Origin of the sequence: Xenorhabdus sp. NBAII XenSa04 (genome assembly GCF_963866145.1) — a bacterium.
In the GTDB taxonomy this organism is placed as follows: Bacteria; Pseudomonadota; Gammaproteobacteria; order Enterobacterales; family Enterobacteriaceae; genus Xenorhabdus; species Xenorhabdus indica.
Genome location: NZ_CAWMEB010000406.1, coordinates 1 through 17,778, shown reverse-complemented (window position 1 = coordinate 17,778; position 17,778 = coordinate 1). Strand labels below are relative to the sequence as shown.

At 43.2% G+C, this 17,778-nt stretch carries 15 protein-coding genes; 9 read left to right on the top strand and 6 right to left on the bottom strand.

Annotated elements, in window-relative coordinates:
• The first annotated feature begins 23 nt into the window (after positions 1-23).
• From tssG to AAC147_RS14800, 3 genes are all read left to right on the top strand, one after another.
• Entirely contained in the window at positions 24-1,064 is a 1,041-nt protein-coding gene (gene tssG, locus AAC147_RS14810; protein ID WP_047682554.1) for a type VI secretion system baseplate subunit TssG, read from the top strand.
• Positions 1,065-1,155: 91 nt separating this feature from the next.
• Positions 1,156-3,798, top strand: a complete 2,643-nt coding sequence (gene tssH / locus AAC147_RS14805) for a type VI secretion system ATPase TssH (RefSeq protein WP_047682478.1) — start codon at positions 1,156-1,158, stop codon at positions 3,796-3,798.
• A 109-nt stretch (positions 3,799-3,907) separates the two neighbouring features.
• Positions 3,908-4,876 carry a serine/threonine protein kinase gene (locus AAC147_RS14800; protein WP_052189572.1) on the top strand — a complete coding sequence of 323 codons (969 nt, stop codon included), beginning with the start codon at positions 3,908-3,910 and terminating at the stop codon, positions 4,874-4,876.
• A 103-nt stretch (positions 4,877-4,979) separates the two neighbouring features.
• Here AAC147_RS14800 and tyrR read toward each other — a convergent pair whose 3' ends face one another.
• The 6 genes from tyrR to pspA form a co-directional block, all read right to left on the bottom strand.
• Positions 4,980-6,563, bottom strand: coding sequence for a transcriptional regulator TyrR (tyrR, locus tag AAC147_RS14795; RefSeq protein ID WP_047682476.1), 1,584 nt, complete (start codon positions 6,561-6,563; stop codon positions 4,980-4,982).
• A 155-nt stretch (positions 6,564-6,718) separates the two neighbouring features.
• On the bottom strand, positions 6,719-7,822 hold the full coding sequence (locus AAC147_RS14790; RefSeq protein WP_052189570.1) for a YcjF family protein: 1,104 nt from the start codon (positions 7,820-7,822) through the stop codon (positions 6,719-6,721).
• Positions 7,819-9,216 (bottom strand): YcjX family protein, encoded by a 1,398-nt coding sequence (locus tag AAC147_RS14785; RefSeq protein ID WP_047682474.1) that lies wholly within the window; start codon positions 9,214-9,216, stop codon positions 7,819-7,821. Before AAC147_RS14785 ends, AAC147_RS14790 begins: the two co-directional genes overlap by 4 nt.
• A gap of 246 nt (positions 9,217-9,462) precedes the next feature.
• Positions 9,463-9,822, bottom strand: coding sequence for an envelope stress response membrane protein PspC (pspC, locus tag AAC147_RS14780; protein WP_047682470.1), 360 nt, complete (start codon positions 9,820-9,822; stop codon positions 9,463-9,465).
• Entirely contained in the window at positions 9,822-10,043 is a 222-nt protein-coding gene (gene pspB, locus AAC147_RS14775; RefSeq protein WP_038270282.1) for an envelope stress response membrane protein PspB, read from the bottom strand. The genes pspC and pspB overlap by 1 nt, the downstream gene beginning before the upstream one ends.
• A 44-nt stretch (positions 10,044-10,087) precedes the next feature.
• Positions 10,088-10,759: a phage shock protein PspA gene (pspA, locus tag AAC147_RS14770; RefSeq protein ID WP_047682468.1), complete on the bottom strand. Its 672-nt coding sequence runs from the start codon at positions 10,757-10,759 to the stop codon at positions 10,088-10,090.
• Between the two features lie 225 nt (positions 10,760-10,984).
• Between pspA and pspF the strand changes: the two genes are divergently transcribed.
• The 6 genes from pspF (at position 10,985) to sapF (ending at position 17,739) form a co-directional block, all read left to right on the top strand.
• Positions 10,985-12,013: a phage shock protein operon transcriptional activator gene (gene pspF / locus AAC147_RS14765; protein ID WP_047682466.1), complete on the top strand. Its 1,029-nt coding sequence runs from the start codon at positions 10,985-10,987 to the stop codon at positions 12,011-12,013.
• A gap of 327 nt (positions 12,014-12,340) precedes the next feature.
• Complete coding sequence (gene sapA, locus AAC147_RS14760; protein ID WP_081989045.1) at positions 12,341-14,101, top strand: ABC transporter substrate-binding protein SapA; 1,761 nt, start codon at positions 12,341-12,343, stop codon at positions 14,099-14,101.
• The gene (sapB, locus tag AAC147_RS14755) at positions 14,098-15,063 is read left to right on the top strand and encodes a putrescine export ABC transporter permease SapB (protein ID WP_047682464.1); all 966 of its coding nucleotides are present in this window, start codon (positions 14,098-14,100) and stop codon (positions 15,061-15,063) included. Before sapA ends, sapB begins: the two co-directional genes overlap by 4 nt.
• Positions 15,050-15,937, top strand: coding sequence for a putrescine export ABC transporter permease SapC (gene sapC / locus AAC147_RS14750; RefSeq protein ID WP_047682462.1), 888 nt, complete (start codon positions 15,050-15,052; stop codon positions 15,935-15,937). The genes sapB and sapC overlap by 14 nt, the downstream gene beginning before the upstream one ends.
• Positions 15,937-16,929: a putrescine export ABC transporter ATP-binding protein SapD gene (sapD, locus tag AAC147_RS14745; RefSeq protein WP_047682460.1), complete on the top strand. Its 993-nt coding sequence runs from the start codon at positions 15,937-15,939 to the stop codon at positions 16,927-16,929. The genes sapC and sapD overlap by 1 nt, the downstream gene beginning before the upstream one ends.
• A complete protein-coding gene (gene sapF / locus AAC147_RS14740) occupies positions 16,930-17,739 on the top strand; it encodes a putrescine export ABC transporter ATP-binding protein SapF (RefSeq protein ID WP_047682458.1) in 810 nt (269 codons plus the stop codon). It begins immediately after the preceding gene.
• The last annotated feature ends 39 nt before the right edge of the window (positions 17,740-17,778 follow it).

Below are 17,778 nucleotides of genomic sequence, written 5' to 3'. Positions count from 1 at the left end.
AGTAATTACAGACAAAAATGAATATGAGCGAAACAAGTGCTATTTCCATACATCGCATATGTCACCTGCCGGATAATTTTTGGCAACAACTCACCCAGACACCGTGGCAATTCGATCTATTTCAGACCCTGCGCCGAATAGACGCCCAGTCCGGGGAGTATTATATGCTAGGTTCAGCCCCATTGCCGCGATACGACCTGCTGCGGCTAGGTCAAAAAGCGTCAATGATATTCGCCCCATCGACCATTGCTGAAGCCAAAAAACGCGAAAACTCAAAACTGTATGACATACTGATTTACAGTTTTGGCTTGTTCGGCCCAAATGGGCCATTGCCGCTCCATATCACCGAATATACTTATGCGCGACAATATAACTATCAAGACCCAACACTGAACGCATTTGCTAATTTATTTCACCATCGGCTAATACTGCTGTTCTATCGTGCCTGGGCTAATTCCCAATCAACAGTATCGCTTGATCGTCAGGATAACCAACGCTTCTGTCATTATCTTGCTTGTCTGATAGGTATGGGGTTACCTGCTCAACAACAATCAGATTCAATTAGTGAACACGCCCGCTATTCGTTATCAGGCCATTTATCCCGACAGGGACATGGCGCGGAAGGGTTGGCAAAAATATTATTCAGTTACTTCAATATTCCGTTAAAAGTTATACAAAATATTCCCCAATGGTTGAAAATTGAAGCTCAGGATCAGGCACGGTTAAAAGCCGGACGCAATATGCCTCGTTTGGGTGAATCGGCCTTTTTGGGAACAGCATTATATGATGTTCAATATAAATTCCGCCTTGAACTCGGCCCGTTAACCCTGGCTGAGTATGAAGCGTTTTTACCAAACCAACCAAAGTCCCTACAGCTACGTGATTGGGTATATCAATATTTCGGGATCGAATACGCATGGGATATCCGCCTGATACTTGATCGAGCCGATATAAAAGGTATTCACCTGTCAGAGCCCGTAAAATTAGGATTAAGTAGCTGGCTTGGCAACATTGAACAGAAATCCCATTGTGGTGACTTAATCTACAATCCAGAATTTCACTGAACAGCAATTTCATCGAATAACAATTCCATAAACAACAATGTAATCACTCTCTACAAAACACTATCAACGATAACATCACGGATTACACGTTATGTCAGAAATCAGCCGCTCTGTACTATTTGGTAAGCTTAACCGTACATTATTCACATCGTTAGAAGGTGCCACTGCTTTTTGCAAGTTGCGGGGTAATCCTTATGTTGAGTTAGCGCATTGGCTACATCAAATCATGCAGCAACAAAACTGTGATTTACAGAAACTTCTCCATCACTTCGGGCTGGATGAATCTGCGTTGACCAAAGACATCGTTACCGCACTGGATCGCCTGCCACGTGGTGCCAGCGCCATTTCTGACCTCTCAGAACATATTGACAGTGCCGTTGAGCGGGCTTGGGTTTATGGTTCACTGAAATTCGGTGTTGATCAAATTCGCAGTGCCCATTTACTGATAGGCATATTGAAAACTTTCAATCTACGCAATGTCCTGAAAACCATTTCTCCCCTGTTTGATCGCATTAATACAGATGTCCTGATCGATAATTTTCACGCAATATTCGATGGCAGTGATGAAGCCCAGGAGATAACAACATTATCAACAGGTACACAAGGGGCAACAACACAAACTACAACAGGCTCAGCACTACAGCAATATGGTCAGGAATTAACGGCACGGGCCCGTAATGGTGAGATTGATCCTGTGTCTGGACGTGATGAAGAAATCCGCCAGATCATTGATATCCTGATGCGCCGCCGTCAAAATAACCCATTACTGACAGGTGAAGCTGGTGTCGGTAAGACTGCGGTAATTGAAGGGTTAGCACTGAGGATTGCCGCAGACGAAGTTCCACCTCCTTTACGGAATGTTCAGCTTTGGTTGCTAGATATTGGCATGTTACAGGCTGGAGCGGGTGTTAAAGGAGAATTCGAATCCCGTTTGCGCAAAGTGATTGAAGAAGTGCAATCCAGTCCAACCCCCATCATTTTGTTTATTGATGAAATCCATACTTTAATTGGTGCTGGTGGACAACAAGGAACAGGTGATGCCGCCAACTTATTAAAACCGGCCTTAGCGAGAGGTCAATTACGTACACTTGGTGCGACAACCTGGTCAGAATATAAAAAATATATCGAAAAAGATCCTGCCTTGACCCGTCGTTTTCAGGTTGTTCAGGTTCATGAACCGGACGAAACCAAAGCTCTGATAATGCTACGTAGTCTGGTCAATACACTGGAAAAACATCATCGTATTCTTTTATTAGATGAGGCAGTTGAAGCAGCCGTGCATCTCTCCCACCGCTACATCCCTGCCCGTCAGTTACCAGACAAAGCCATCGCATTACTGGACACAGCCTGTGCCAGAGTTGCTGTCAGCCAACATGCAGAGCCTCCTCAGCTAGAAAACTGCCGTCATCAGATAGATGCCCTGAATGTTGAACTGGAAATTGTGGAGCGGGAAGCAAAAGTCGGTATGGGTGACTCTCAGCGAACAGAAAATATCTTCAATCAACTCGCCACTCTGGCAGAACAAAAAGCGCAGCTAGAAGCACGCTGGCAACAAGAACTTTCCCTGACAGAGAAAATTATTCAATTACGCATCCAATTGAATGAAGACCAAAATAATGATACCGCTACTCTCCATACCGAATTAACTGATCTGCAACAACAATTGAAAACTTTACAGGGGGAAGAACCTCTCATTTTTGCGGCAGTAGACAGTAACGTTGTTTCCGCTGTTGTGTCAGATTGGACCGGCATTCCTCTAAGCCGCATGATGAAAGATGAAATTGAAGCTGTATTGCAGTTGGCTGATACACTCAGTCAGCGGGTGATTGGTCAATACCACGCATTGGAAATAATCGCAAAACGGGTACGTACTTCACGGGCAAAATTAGATGATCCCAATAAACCAGTTGGCGTTTTTCTATTATGTGGCCCTTCTGGTGTGGGTAAAACGGAAACAGCACTCGCTCTGGCTGAAACACTATATGGTGGTGAGCAAAATCTCATTACCATCAATATGAGCGAATTTCAGGAAGCACACACCGTATCAACCTTGAAAGGAGCCCCTCCCGGCTATGTTGGCTATGGTGAAGGAGGTGTATTAACTGAAGCTGTTCGCCGTCGTCCATACAGTGTTGTATTGCTGGATGAAATCGAAAAAGCGCACCCTGATGTTCATGAGATTTTCTTTCAGGTATTCGACAAAGGCTGGATGGAAGATGGTGAAGGCCGACACATTGATTTTCGTAATACCATTATTATCCTGACATCCAATGTGGGAGCCGATTTAGTCAGTTCATTATGCCGCCAGCATCCCCAACAAGATAATAGCGTACCAGAACCGGAACAGCTCAGTTCTGCATTACGTAAGCCATTATTGGACACATTCCCTGCGGCTTTATTGGGGCGTTTGTTAGTTATTCCCTACTATTCATTGAATGACGAAGTGATGACTAATATTGTCCATTTACAATTAGGACGAATTCAAAAACGCTTACTGGAGAACCATGGCATTGCTGCAACATTTGATGACGCTATGATTGAAAATATTGTCAGTCGTTGTACTGAGGTTGAATCAGGTGGTCGTACGGTGGATGCTATCTTGACTAACACTATATTGCCACAAATCAGTCAACGGCTGCTCTCTGCCAGTGCCCAGGATGAACAATATAACCGGTTACAAGTATCACTCGAACAAGGTGAGCTTGAATTCCAGTTTTCGAATGATAATCAATAGATCCTGCGTAACATCGTGTGTATACCCTATGGATTTCAAGATGCAGCCAACCAAAGAGGGAACTTGAAAAGTAAAGAGGATAAAACAGAGGTTCAAGAGGCCATCTCCGATGCAGAATTCCGACTATAGCTACTTTAATAACAGGCACCCATTATTGCAGGCATTACCTATTGGGTACTGCTTCAAGGAATTTGAAATTGAGAAAGTTGTGGGTAAAGGTGGATTTGGCATCGTATATAAGGCTTGGGATCACCGTAAAAAATGTGCTGTTGCCATTAAAGAATATCTGCCATCAGCAGTTGTGCTCCGTCGCAACGATTTAAAATTAAATCTGCGTTGCTCAAGTCTGCAAAAGAAATTCAAAATTGGTCTTCATAGTTTTATGCGTGAAGCCCATATAATGTCTTGCTTTAATCATCCATGTTTGCCCCGTTTCTTACGTTTTTGGCAACAGAATAGTACAGCTTACATTGCCACTCCGTTTTACAGGGGTATAACACTAAAACTGTTACAGCTAAAACACCCAAAGATCATTACGCAGAGCTGGCTATGTCGTATTTTGTTTCCCTTGTTTGATGCTCTCAATACGTTTCATCAAGCAGGCTATCTGCACTGCGATATTTCTCTCGATAATATTTTAATTCAGAACAATCAGTTACCAATACTGCTTGATTTGGGATCGGCCCGAAAAACAACAGAACATTTGTCTGATGATGAAGAAATCACTGTCAGGCCTGGTTTCACACCTTGCGAACAATACACCATCAATGAAGAAGGACAGCAAGGCCCCTGGACTGATATCTATGCTTTAGGGGCTGTATTACATACTTTGATTGTCGGGAGGCCACCACCCGTCAGCATTGTGCGCAATATTGAAGATCATTATCAACCTTTAACCAAACAGTGCCCTACAGGTTATTCCTTATCATTTCTGCATGTCATTGATTGTATGCTGGCAATAAAAGTGTCAGACCGCCCGCCTTCCATTTTAAAATTAGCTGCGATGATAAAACACTCTCTCATACAAGCCTGTAAAACTCCCGCATCGCACCTCCCATTCCTTTATCAGATCTCCTGACATGCCTGCTTTCAGGAGATCTGCGCCAGGAATAACAACCGAAGATACATCTCCTGAAAAACATTATCCCCCGGAAAAAACCTGTCGTTTGCACAAGCAGGTATTATTCATCATTCGAATCTGATCCCACTGTCTGTTTTTTTCCACTCAATCCATATTCACGCAGTTTATTAGCAATAGCGGTATGAGAAACACCAAGTCGTTTTGCCAACTTACGGGTACTGGGATAGTGGCGATAAAGACGGGTCAAGACAGAACGTTCAAAACGCTTACTGATTTCATCTAAAGAGCCAACCAGAATATCTTCATTGATAAAGGCGGTTTCTGTTTCTAATTCCGGTAACTGAATATCTTGTGGGCTTAATTGGTTACCTTCAAGCTGCGTTAATGCCCGGTAGATGGCATTACGCAACTGCCTCACATTTCCGGGCCAATAATAGTTACACAAGAATTGTTCCAGATCAGGTGAAAATTTGGGTTTTTCTACACCTTGCTCTCTAGCAAAACGGGTTACAAAATAATCCGTCAATGGAATGATATCAGCCCGCCGCTCCCGTAAAGGTGGCAAAGTGATTGTTAATACATTGAGCCGATAGTAGAGATCTTCCCTGAATTCCCCTTTTTGCACCAACTCAACCAAATTCTTCTGAGTAGCACAGATGATCCTGACATTCACTTTAACTTCGTTATCCTCTCCAACACGACGAAATGTTCCATCATTGAGGAAACGGAGTAATTTGATCTGCATTTGTGGCGACATTTCACCAATTTCATCTAACAGAACTGTGCCGCCATTCGCCTGCTCAAAAAAGCCTTTTTTACCTTCCAGTGCATTCGGATATGCACCCGCAGCATAACCAAACAGTTCACTTTCTACTACGTCATCCGGCATAGATGCACAATTTAGTCCAAGAAAAGGTTGTTTTCCTCTTGAACTTCTCAGATGACACGCTTTGGCAAATTCATCTTTCCCTGTTCCTGTATCACCAATAAGCAACAAAGGCAGATCCAACATAGCCATTTTACGGGCCTGTTCAACGACATGAACCATCTTCGGACTGACAGCAACAAGATCCTTAAAAGCCTGATCGTCATTCACTGTCAATTTTTTCTGCGCAGGTTCCGCATAAACGGATACACGTAGCATAATCACCGCTCCCACACATTTAACCTTCTGATTTTCATCAGTCAGTTGCATGGGTGTCATATCCATCAAATAAGATTTTCCTTTGATAGTTAACGTTGCCGAGTGAGGCTGATGATGATCGCTTTCCAACCAACGGAGGAAATTGTAATTACTGATAAGTTGGCTGATATTTTTTTGGCTGATTTTTTCTTTACTGATACCAAACAATGTCTGGGATGCCAGATTAGCCAAATCGATACTTCCTTTCATGTCAATGGACAAGATAGGCTCAGGCACAGACTCCAGTAATGTCCACATAGCTCTGTGCTCTTTTTCTGACGGCATAAAAGCCACTGTCCTCACATCTATCACGCCATTAATGCGGCGGATTTCTGCCATCAGCAAGCGAAAGGTATTGAAATCAATTTGAGTAAAACTAAGGTAAATACGACGTTCAGGAGAGATCTCAATTCCTTTCAGGTCAATATTTCTTAAAACCAATAAATCAAGTAACTCGCGAGTCAGCCCAATTCGATCCTGACAAGTAACTTCCAATCGCATTTATTCCGACCTTATTTACACGATGTTCATAACCGTCTGAAATATTACTCGTTACTGTGCAATAGATGAAGCCCCTTGTCAGCTAAAGTTGACAATAAAGCAAAGTGTCAAATTAAAGTGACAGTCGCTTCTAGTTGGTGATGGTTTCTAACTGGTCACAGTCCTGTTTTTTTAACTTCACTCTTGGACTTAGCCGCCAACGTACTTTTAATCTGGTTAATCAGCTGATAACGGAAATCTCCCAACTTGGGTTTATCGTCATCAATCCAGGGTAAAGGACGGCATAGCCCCATTGCCTTAATTCCCAGACGAGCTGTAAGTAACCCCGCACCAATACCCTGCGCAGCACGGGCTGAAAGCCGGGCAGCAATATCCTGCGATAACCAATCCATTCCCACTTCTCTGACCAAATCTGACGCACCTGCAAAGGCAATATTCAACAATACCAGCCGAAATAAACGAATACGGCTGAAATACCCCAATTCAATTCCATATATTGCCGCAATCCGGTTAATAAGACGAATATTTCGCCATGCAATGAAGGCCATATCCACCACAGCAAGTGGACTGACAGCGATCATCAGTGCAGATTCTGCTGCTGAACGACGGATCTCTTTTTTGGCCTGTTCATCCAGAACAGGTTGAACCAGCTTACTGTATAACATGACTATCTCACGATCATTGTGAGTTTCATGCACAGCCGCCTGCCAACGTTGTAAAGCAGGAAGTTGTTGCCCTATACCTGCCTGTTCTGCCAGTTTTTCACAAAATTGTCGCCCTCTGCTAATGCCATGACTTTTTAACAATGTCTTGGCGATATCACGTTCTTCTGTCCGCTGGCGTAAACGGTAAAGACGACGCCATTCACTGATTACTCCCCCTATTCCCGCAAAGATAATCAAACTACCTGCGGCAGCTATACCCAATGCAATCCAATCCTGTTGTTGCCATGACTGATATATCCATTGAATAAACTGAGCGATAACACTGACACCCAATAACAGTACTGCGCCAGAAAAAATTTTTCTCCACAAGCTATGCTTAGGCTTCAATGCTGCATTCACTGCTCCTTCAAATTCACTTTCCTGCTCTTCAGCGTTCAATTCAGACATAACCGGATAGAACTCGTTCCCCCGCTCATTGAATTCTTTTTGGGATTTCAGCGAAGGTTCTGATGATGTTGATAAAAGATCATCAAAATCCATTCTTGGTTTTAAGGAGCCAGATCCCTTTGGTTCCGTCTTCAAAGAGTCCGTCATGTCAGCTTGTCTCCTAATAAAAATTCCATCGCACTGTCCATGCGGATATGAGGTAACGGCTCATCAATATTAACTTGTCTTGGCCGGAATGATTCAAAATTGAAACCCTGCTTTTGCCAAAAAGCATTGTCAGGCAAACGTTGTGGCACTTCTCCCGGAAAAAATGTCAATAACTTGTCATCTGACAAACGGTTTCCCTTGATAGCCGGGATCTTTTCTCCCTCATGCACCACAATGCCACTTTCGGTTGCCTGAACTGACGCAAGGCCGACACAGTCCATACTGATCCCTTCAAATGCAGCATTCTGCCATGCTTCCTGTACAAGTTGCTGGAGAAGGGAAACAAGATTGGCATGTTGATCCGCTGTGACATGATCGGCTTTGCTCGCTGCAAACATTAACTTGTCAATGCAAGGCGAAAATAAACGGCGAAATAGCGTCCGCTTGCCATAATGAAAACTCTGCATTAGCTGTGTCAGCGCCAGACGCATATCGTTAAAAGCGTGGGGGCCACTGTTTAATGGCTGCAAGCAGTCAACCAAAACAATTTGCCTATCAAAACGAAGAAAGTGTTCTTTATAAAAATCTTTTACGATGTGATTGCAGTAATACGTAAACCGTTCACGCAGCATACCAATATTGGTATTTTTATCCGCCTTAAGTAGTTGAGGTTCTCCGATTCGATCAATATCCGGCCAGGGAAAAAATTGCAGCGCTGGTGCTCCCGTCAAATCTCCCGGTAAGATAAAACGCCCCGGCTGAATGAAATGTAGCCCCTCTGTTTTACACTGGTGTAAATAATCCGTATAAGCCTGTGCAATTCTGGCCAACAGATTTTCATCGGCAGGTGCCAGTGGGTCACACTGTTTACATAATGCCAACCACGGTTCAGCCCAGTTTAACCTTTCACCTTTCAACAATCCGTTCATCTGCCATGACCATGCCAAATAACTCTGTTCCAGCATAGGTAAATCCAATAACCACTCTCCCGGATAATCGACAATTTCCAGATAAAGGGTGGAGGTCTCTTTGAGATAACGAAATAGAGAATCTTCTGGACGATAACGCAGGGCAAGGCGGATTTCACTCACTCCCCGCGTCGGAACTGGCCAATAAGGCGGTGTATTATGCAATGCAGCCATGTTTTCATCATAGGTGAAACGGGGAACACCAAAATCCCGCTGCGGTACTCGTTTTACACCTAACAAACGGCCATCACGCACAGTTGAAAACAGCGGTAATCTGGCACCACTGTGAACATGCAGAAGCTGATTGACCAAAGAAGTAATAAATGCGGTTTTTCCACTACGGCTTAATCCTGTTACTGCCAGCCGTAAATGGCGATCGATTCCACGATTAACAAGTGCCGTCAGTTCATTTTGCAATCGTTTCATGTTTCTCCTGAATTGGACACCATGACATTATGTATGCTTTATGCCTGCCATATTTCAATAAAGATATTTCCAATGTCGTCCATTTTTATCATAACTTGTTTATTATGGCTTGGATTTTCCGAATAGGTGAGTTCCCTCACCCAACCAATGGGTGAGAGATAATGGGCGAGAGATTGCAACCGCAGTAACCTTATAAGCTCCTGCCAATAATTCAAGTTGCCTCCCTGAAAATCTATCCAGCCTCGCTTAAAGCTGGCGAAATCGGCTGCGCACATTATAAGTATCAGAAGTCACATAACGTTCCATTTGGCGCAAACGTTCTTCCCCTGCCCGCAATTGGTAGTCAACTTCATCCAGCATTTTTCGGGTTGATGGTGCTCTGTTTTCCTCTGCCTGATATCCCGTAGGTGCGGGATCTAACACAAAGGTCAAGATAATGTAAGCCAATACTGTTATGCCAAGTAATCCAAAGAATAGTGACAATATTGTTATAGTACGGATAAGCGCAACCGGGATACCAAAATAGTGCGCTAACCCAGCACACACGCCTTTAATCACTCCCTGTTCTGGCAAACGGTAAAGTTTTCCACGGTAAGAATTGGACATTATGACTGTCTCCAGTTTGGATGTTCTGCATCAAGAATATCTTCCAGCGTTTTGATCCGCTCCTGCATACGCCGGGCGTTTTCTGCCAGTTGCTCCAAACGTTGAATTTCATTGTTCTCTAATTTACCGCGATTCTGGTGACTGTAATGCAACCATAACCAGATGGGTAATACAAAGAGCACAAACAGGATCAGCGGGATCCCCAGAAATATATAGGCCATTACCTTTCCTTAGTTATCAATGAGAGTGCGAATAACATTTGCTATCACTGTGAATCTTTAGCACTCATTCTAGCCTTGAGTGCAGCAAGTTGTGCACTGATTTCATCATCCGCTTTCAATTCTGCAAACTGCTGTTCCAGCGATTGCTTTTTCCCCAAACCAACAGCTTCCGCTTCTGCTTCCATATGGTCAATTCTGCGCTCAAACTGCTCGAAACGTGCCATAGCTTCATCAATTTTACCGCTATCTAACTGACGACGTACTTCACGGGAAGAGGCCGCCGCCTGATGACGTAAAGTCAAAGACTGCTGTCTTGCCCTCGCTTCTATCAATTTGTTTTCCAGTTCAGCAACTTCTCCTTTGATACGATCAAACGTTTCATCCAAAATAGACAATTCATTTTTCAGCGTTTCAACCAATTGGCTGACTTTTTGTTTTTCAATCAAGGCAGCACGGGCCAGATCTTCTTTGTCTTTACTCAATGCCAATACGGCTTTTTCCTGCCAACCTTCAATTTGACTTTCTCCGGCGCTGATACGGCGCAGAAGCTGCTTTTTCTCAGCCAATGTACGGGCAGATGTTGAACGTATCTCCACCAGCGTATCTTCCATTTCCTGAATCATCAAGCGGATCATTTTTTGTGGATCTTCTGCTTTATCCAACAGGGAAGAGATATTAGCGTTAACGATATCAGCAAAACGAGAAAAAATACCCATAGTCATAAACCTCTTTCATTAGAATGTATGTTATGCCTGTGTACTGTTAAGTAAGATACAGAGTAAGGCATTCAGTTAAATACAAAATATGTGCCAACTTTTATTTATAAATTATCCTATTGAAATATATCGTTTAATTTCCGTTTGATTTTTTCTTACAATATTTTTTCGTAGTTAAATCAACCAATAATTGGCGAAAAATACCATCCATTAGTGGAAAAAATTATGAATCAGTTCACTGATAACCTATTAGGGGAAGCAAACAATTTTATTGAGATCTTGGAGCAAGTCTCTGAATTGGCAAAATTAAATAAACCTGTTTTGGTTTTGGGAGAACGGGGAACAGGTAAAGAGCTGATTGCCCGCCGTTTGCACTATCTTTCTCCCAGGTGGCAAGGCCCATTTATTTCACTGAACTGTGCTGCCCTCAGCGAGAATTTGCTGGATTCAGAGCTTTTTGGTCACGAAGCGGGGGCTTTTACCGGTGCCCGTTCGAAGCATCTGGGGCGTTTTGAACGAGCCGATGGCGGAACACTGTTTCTTGACGAACTTGCTACTGCTCCAATGCAAGTACAAGAAAAGCTATTAAGGGTTATTGAATATGGATATTTTGAACGTGTGGGAGGCAGTCAAGCTTTACAAGTTGATGTCCGGCTGATTTGTGCCACCAATGAAGATTTACCTGCTATGGCAGATCATGGAAAATTCAGAGCTGACCTGCTCGATAGGCTGGCATTTGATGTTATCAACATCCCTCCATTACGCCAAAGACATCAAGATATTATGTTACTGGCACAATACTTTGCCATTCAAATGTGTCAGGAATTAAACCTTCCTTTTTTTCCGGGATTTACCGAGCAAGCCAAACAGCAGTTACTCGATTATCATTGGCCCGGCAATGTTCGTGAATTGAAAAATGTCATAGAGCGCTCTATCTACCGTCATGGAGATAACCAAAATGAATTAGCTACTGTTATTATCAATCCTTTTTCAACATCACCAATATTGTCATCTGCTGCACAAACGGTGTCAGAGAAAACCTCTGGCCATAACACCGCCAGTGACTATTTTCTTCCTGATTTACCTCTCGATTTAAGACAATGGCAAAACGATTGTGAAAAGCGACTGATTATACGAGCAATAACAGAAAGCCAATACAGCCAGAAAAAAGCGGCTGAAAAACTCAACCTGACATACCATCAATTACGTGGATTAATCAAAAAACATCACATCAATATTCATGTCATGGATTAAAAATTATGGGTTATTGATAGGTTAGTTATGGGCTAAAAAAAGAAAAAATGCAGAAGGTTACACAGATAAAAAAATAGCCAGCACCCGAGCTGGCTAATAATAAAAATACTGGAAGCAATGTGAGCAATGTCATGCATATTGAGACAACAGACTGGGGTCACGAAACACATCTCAACAGCACGATGCGAATGATAATGCTTATCAATAGTGATTGTAAAGTCTTTTATTGAGAATTTTTCTCACTATAGTGATCCACCCGTTGTTTTTGAGCAAGAAGGGTTAGTTAAGTTACAATAGCCAGACTTTCTTCTATAACTGATGTTTTATATGCGCTATTTGATCTACTGGATCATATTATTGTTTTCAGCATCCACTCTGGCTGCTGAGACAGCTATTCCAGAAACGACTAAAGCTACTGTCAAAGTGGCTCATGGACATATATCAGAAGGTATATCTTATGTTCCGGCTACTCTGCGGCAGAATGGCTTTATTTATTGCGTCAACGGTAACCTGAATACTTTTAACCCCCAAATGGCTATTAGCGGTCTGACTGTAGATACTCTGGCCGCCCAGATTTATGATCGTCTGCTGGGGGTAGACCCTCTAACTTATCGTTTAATGCCAGAATTAGCTTCTCGCTGGGAAGTAAAGGATAACGGCGCAACATACCGTTTTTACTTGCGTCATAACGTTGCTTTTCAATCAACCGCTTGGTTTACGCCGACCCGTACGATGAACGCTGATGATGTTATCTTCAGCTTCCGCCGTTTATTCGACAAAACGCACTATTATCATTATGTCAATGGCGGGCATTACCCCTATTTTGATAGCTTACAGTTTGGCGATTCCGTTCAGGATATCCGAAAAATCGATAAATATACTGTCGAGTTCCGCCTGAATGCTCCTGATGCTTCTTTTCTCTGGCATTTAGCCACTCATTATTCTCCTATATTATCTGCCGAATACGGGCAGAAACTGCATCACATAAACAGGGAGGAACAAATTGACTGGCAACCCGTCGGGACAGGGCCATTCATGCTGGAAGATTATCAGATGGGACAATATATCCGTCTTGTCCGGCATGATAACTATTGGAAAGGTAAGCCATTGATGGAACAATTCGTTGTAGATACCGGAGCGGGTGGTACAGGCAGGATATCCAAATTACTCACTGGTGAATGTGACGTATTGGCCTACCCAACGGCTAACCAATGGAGCTTACTCCATAGTGATCAGAACCTGCGCCTGACTTTACGTCCAGGGATGAACATTGCCTATCTTGCATTCAATACCAGTAAACCGCCATTAGATAAACTGGAAGTGCGTCAGGCCATTGCGTATGCCATCAATAATCAAAGGTTGATGCAAGCTATCTATTATGGCACGGCTGAAACTGCCGCATCTATTTTACCAAGAGCATCGTGGGCTTATGATAATCGTGCTGAAATCACCGAATATAATCCGACAGAAGCCCGCAAGATACTCCATATATTGGGTTTAAATGGGCTGGAACTGACATTGTGGGTGCCAATCACTTCACAGTCTTATAACCCAAGCCCTTTGAAAATGGCAGAGTTGATTCAGGCAGATTTGGCGCATGTCGGTATTAACATGTCTATCCGCTCTGTTGAAGGCCGTTTTCAGGAAAACCAATTAATGGACAAAACCCATGATATGACGTTAGCGGGTTGGTCTACTGACAGTAACGATCCTGATAGTTTTTTCCGCCCGCTTCTCAGTTGTGCAGCTATCGCATCTCAAACAAATTTGAGCCGTTGGTGTGATCCGACGTTTGATAAGGCAATCCACCAGGCACTGTTAGATCAGCAACTCGCGTCACGTATCAAAAGTTATCATATAGCACAACAAATCCTTGCTCAACAATTACCTGTATTACCACTAGCGTATCCAATGAGATCGCAGATATTTCGCTATGACATTAAAGGATTAGTTCTGAGTCCTTTTGGCAATAGCTCTTTTGCCGGAGTTTACCGAGAGCAGGAACGCTATATATCTACAGGACAGATATCTACTGAGCATATATCCACTGAACTTACGCCTGCTAAAAACGAAAAGGAAAGCAAATGATTATTTATATTCTGCGTCGTTTGCTATTGCTGGTTGTGACGTTATTTTTTCTCTCATTAATCAGCTTTAGTCTGATGTATTTTACTCCTCATGGACCTTTGAGCGGTGCATCACTGATTGATGCCTATCTGTTCTATTTTCACGGCTTGCTACAGTGGGATTTTGGTATTTCCAGCATTAATGGTGAGAGAATTGTTGAACAACTGTACGATGTATTCCCGGCAACCCTTGAACTTTGCCTGCTTTCGTTCACTCTGGCGTTATTAATGGGTATCCCTTTAGGGATTATTGCTGGTGTATGGCGAAATAAAAAGGCAGATAAAATTATCAGCACGCTTGCACTGTTTGGTTTTTCTATTCCTGGGTTCTGGCTGGCTTTGCTACTCACTCTCTTATTTTCACTGCACTTAGGTTGGTTACCAGTATCAGGAAGGATTGATTTACTGTACCGAATGGAACCCGTAACAGGTTCCGCACTGATTGATGCCTGGTTATCAGAAAGCCCTCATCGTAATGACATGATTATGAATGTCATCCTGCATATGATCTTACCTGTTATCACGCTGTCAGTTGCGCCGATGACTGATGTTATTCGCCTGATGCGTAATAGTGCGGAAGAGGTTTCAGCATCCAACTATATAAGATCTGCTTCCATTCGTGGCTTATCGAGACTGACGATTATCCGTCGTCATTTACTGCATAATGCCCTGCCCCCCATTATCCCTAAACTAGGATTACAATTCTCAACCATGCTCACATTAGCTATGGTCACGGAACAAGTCTTCAATTGGCCGGGATTGGGGCGTTGGCTTATCAGTGCCATTCGTCAGCAGGACTATTCGACTATCTCTGCGGGTGTGATGGTGATAGGCACTTTAGTTATTTCAGTTAACGTGCTGACAAATATTATTGGCGCGATGGCTAATCCCTTAAAACATAAGGAATGGTATGCCCTTAGATAATTTTTACCGTGAAAAGAAAACGCCTTCGCCCCTAAAAGTTATCTGGCGTTTTTTCTATGCTGACGCACTGGCAATGACGGGTTTTTATGGCGTACTGATTTTGATTGTCTTAAGTCTTTTCGGTAGCCATATTGCTCCATATCAGATTGATCAGCAACTTATCGACCAGCTAATGCCCCCTTCATGGTCACATTACGGTAATGTTGCCTTTTTTCTTGGCACAGATGATCTTGGGCGGGATATTTTCAGCCGATTATTGATTGGCACTTCTTCTACTTTTGGTGCGGCGCTGATTGTGACTACGGCAGCAGCCATTGTCGGATTATTTATCGGCAGCCTTGCTGGCATTACACATGGGTTGAAATCTGCAATTCTGAACCACATTCTTGACACCTTACTTTCTATTCCCTCACTGTTATTGGCTATCATTGTGGTTGCTTTTGTGGGAGCCAGTTTGCAACATGCGATGATTGCTATCTGGCTGGCCTTATTACCAAGGATCGTACGAACCGTTTACACCGCTGTACACGACGAGTTGGATAAAGAATATACTATTTCTGCCCGTTTGGATGGCGCTTCAAATTATCATATTCTACGTTATGCCATTTTTCCGAATATTACTGCTGTGATAGTCAGTGAATTAACGCGTACTTTCTCTATTGCCATCCTTGATATTGCAGCCTTAGGTTTTCTCAATCTTGGTGCACAATTGCCATCACCTGAATGGGGAGCTATGCTCGGAGGATCGCTGGAATTAATCTACACTGCCCCCTGGACAGTGATGTTGCCGGGTGCGGCGATTATGCTCAGCGTCCTGCTGGTTAACTTACTTGGTGATGGCTTGCACCGCGCTATTAATGCAGGAGTCGAATAATGCCGTTACTCGATATCCGTAATCTTACAATTGAATTCATGACGGCAGAAGGCCCTGTCAAAGCCGTTGACAGGATGAGTATTTCGTTAACCGAAGGTGAAATACTTGGACTGGCTGGTGAATCAGGTTCTGGTAAAAGCTTAATCGCCAAAGCTATCTGTGGTGTCACAAAAGATAACCTTACAGTTACCGCAGATCGTTTCCGCTTTAATGATATTGATTTATTGCGCCTGACACCAAAACAGCGTCGTAAAGTTATTGGTCACAATATTTCAATGATATTTCAAGAACCCCAATCATGCCTCGATCCATCGGAAAGTATTGGTAAACAACTTATTCAATCTATTCCCGGCTGGACATTTAAAGGTCGCTGGTGGCAACGATTCAACTGGAAAAAACGCCGTGCTATTGAATTGCTCCATCGGGTGGGTATCAAAGATCATCATGACATTATGAACTCTTATCCCTATGAGTTAACCGATGGAGAATGTCAAAAAGTGATGATTGCCATTGCACTTGCCAATCAACCAAGATTGCTGATTGCCGATGAACCAACCAATGCAATGGAACCAACAACGCAGGCCCAAATATTCCGTTTACTATCGAGCCTGAATCAAAACAACAACATGACGATTTTGTTAATTAGCCATGATCTGCAAATGATGAGTAAATTGGTAAAACGCATCAACGTGTTATATTGTGGTCAAACGGTGGAAAGTGCTACACCTGATGAGTTGCTGGTCACTCCTCGCCATCCTTATACACAGGCATTGATCCGTTCGATTCCTGACTTCGGTAGCCCGCTACCCCATAAAAGCCGCCTGAACACCCTACCCGGTGTGATTCCATCATTGGAACATTTGCCGATTGGATGCCGTCTTGGGCCTCGTTGTCCTTATGCCCAAAAGACCTGTATTGAAACGCCACGATTGCGGGGAATCAAAAGTCATACTTTTGCCTGTCATTTCCCCCTAAACATGGAGGAACAATAAGTGGTCGAGACATTATTGGAAGTTAAAAACCTGACGAAAACATTCCGCTATCGTACCGGATTTTTCCGTCGCCATTATCTTGATGCCGTAAAGCCCGTAAGTTTTACTTTGCAGCCCAGAAAAACACTGGCGATTATCGGGGAAAATGGCTCAGGCAAATCTACGCTGGCCAGAATGCTGTCAGGGGTTATCGAACCTACATCAGGTGAAATCTTGATTAAAAACCATAAACTGATTTATGGGGACTATAGTTACCGCAGCCAGCTCATCCGTATGATTTTTCAAGATCCCAGTACGTCATTAAATCCCCGTCAACGGATTGGTCAAATTCTGGATATGCCTTTGATCCTGAATACAAAACTTTCTCCTTCTGAGCGGGAAAAACGCATCAATCAGACATTACGCCAAGTCGGACTGCTGCCCGATCATGCCAATTATTACCCACATATGCTGGCTTCAGGTCAGAAGCAACGTGTAGCACTAGCACGGGCACTAATATTACAACCTCAAATTATTGTTGCTGATGAAGCATTGGCTTCTCTTGATATGTCTATGCGTTCCCAGATTATTAATCTGATGCTGGAATTACAGGAGAAACATGGTATTGCCTATATATATGTTACCCAACACCTCGGTATGATGAAACATATCAGTGATCAGGTATTGGTCATGCATCAGGGGGAGGTCGTCGAGCGCGGTAATACAGCCGAAGTGCTGGCCTCTCCATTACATGATATTACACGCAAGCTGATAGCCAGCCATTTTGGCGAACCGCTGTCCGCCGAAGCATGGAGACAAGATATCACTTGATTTTATTGGGTAGATTTCATCACTGATCGGAACAGCAGT

Bases quoted from the DNA above. Each gene is read 5' to 3' on its own strand.
- sapB (WP_047682464.1), top strand. From the start codon at position 14,098: ATGATTATTTATATTCTGCGTCGTTTGCTATTGCTGGTTGTGACGTTA.
- sapC (WP_047682462.1), top strand. From the start codon at position 15,050: ATGCCCTTAGATAATTTTTACCGTGAAAAGAAAACGCCTTCGCCCCTA.
- AAC147_RS14790 (WP_052189570.1), bottom strand. From the start codon at position 7,822: ATGACGGACTCTTTGAAGACGGAACCAAAGGGATCTGGCTCCTTAAAA.
- AAC147_RS14800 (WP_052189572.1), top strand. From the start codon at position 3,908: ATGCAGAATTCCGACTATAGCTACTTTAATAACAGGCACCCATTATTG.
- tssG (WP_047682554.1), top strand. From the start codon at position 24: ATGAGCGAAACAAGTGCTATTTCCATACATCGCATATGTCACCTGCCG.
- pspA (WP_047682468.1), bottom strand. From the start codon at position 10,759: ATGGGTATTTTTTCTCGTTTTGCTGATATCGTTAACGCTAATATCTCT.
- tyrR (WP_047682476.1), bottom strand. From the start codon at position 6,563: ATGCGATTGGAAGTTACTTGTCAGGATCGAATTGGGCTGACTCGCGAG.
- pspC (WP_047682470.1), bottom strand. From the start codon at position 9,822: ATGTCCAATTCTTACCGTGGAAAACTTTACCGTTTGCCAGAACAGGGA.
- pspB (WP_038270282.1), bottom strand. From the start codon at position 10,043: ATGGCCTATATATTTCTGGGGATCCCGCTGATCCTGTTTGTGCTCTTT.
- pspF (WP_047682466.1), top strand. From the start codon at position 10,985: ATGAATCAGTTCACTGATAACCTATTAGGGGAAGCAAACAATTTTATT.
- sapD (WP_047682460.1), top strand. From the start codon at position 15,937: ATGCCGTTACTCGATATCCGTAATCTTACAATTGAATTCATGACGGCA.
- sapA (WP_081989045.1), top strand. From the start codon at position 12,341: ATGCGCTATTTGATCTACTGGATCATATTATTGTTTTCAGCATCCACT.
- tssH (WP_047682478.1), top strand. From the start codon at position 1,156: ATGTCAGAAATCAGCCGCTCTGTACTATTTGGTAAGCTTAACCGTACA.
- AAC147_RS14785 (WP_047682474.1), bottom strand. From the start codon at position 9,216: ATGAAACGATTGCAAAATGAACTGACGGCACTTGTTAATCGTGGAATC.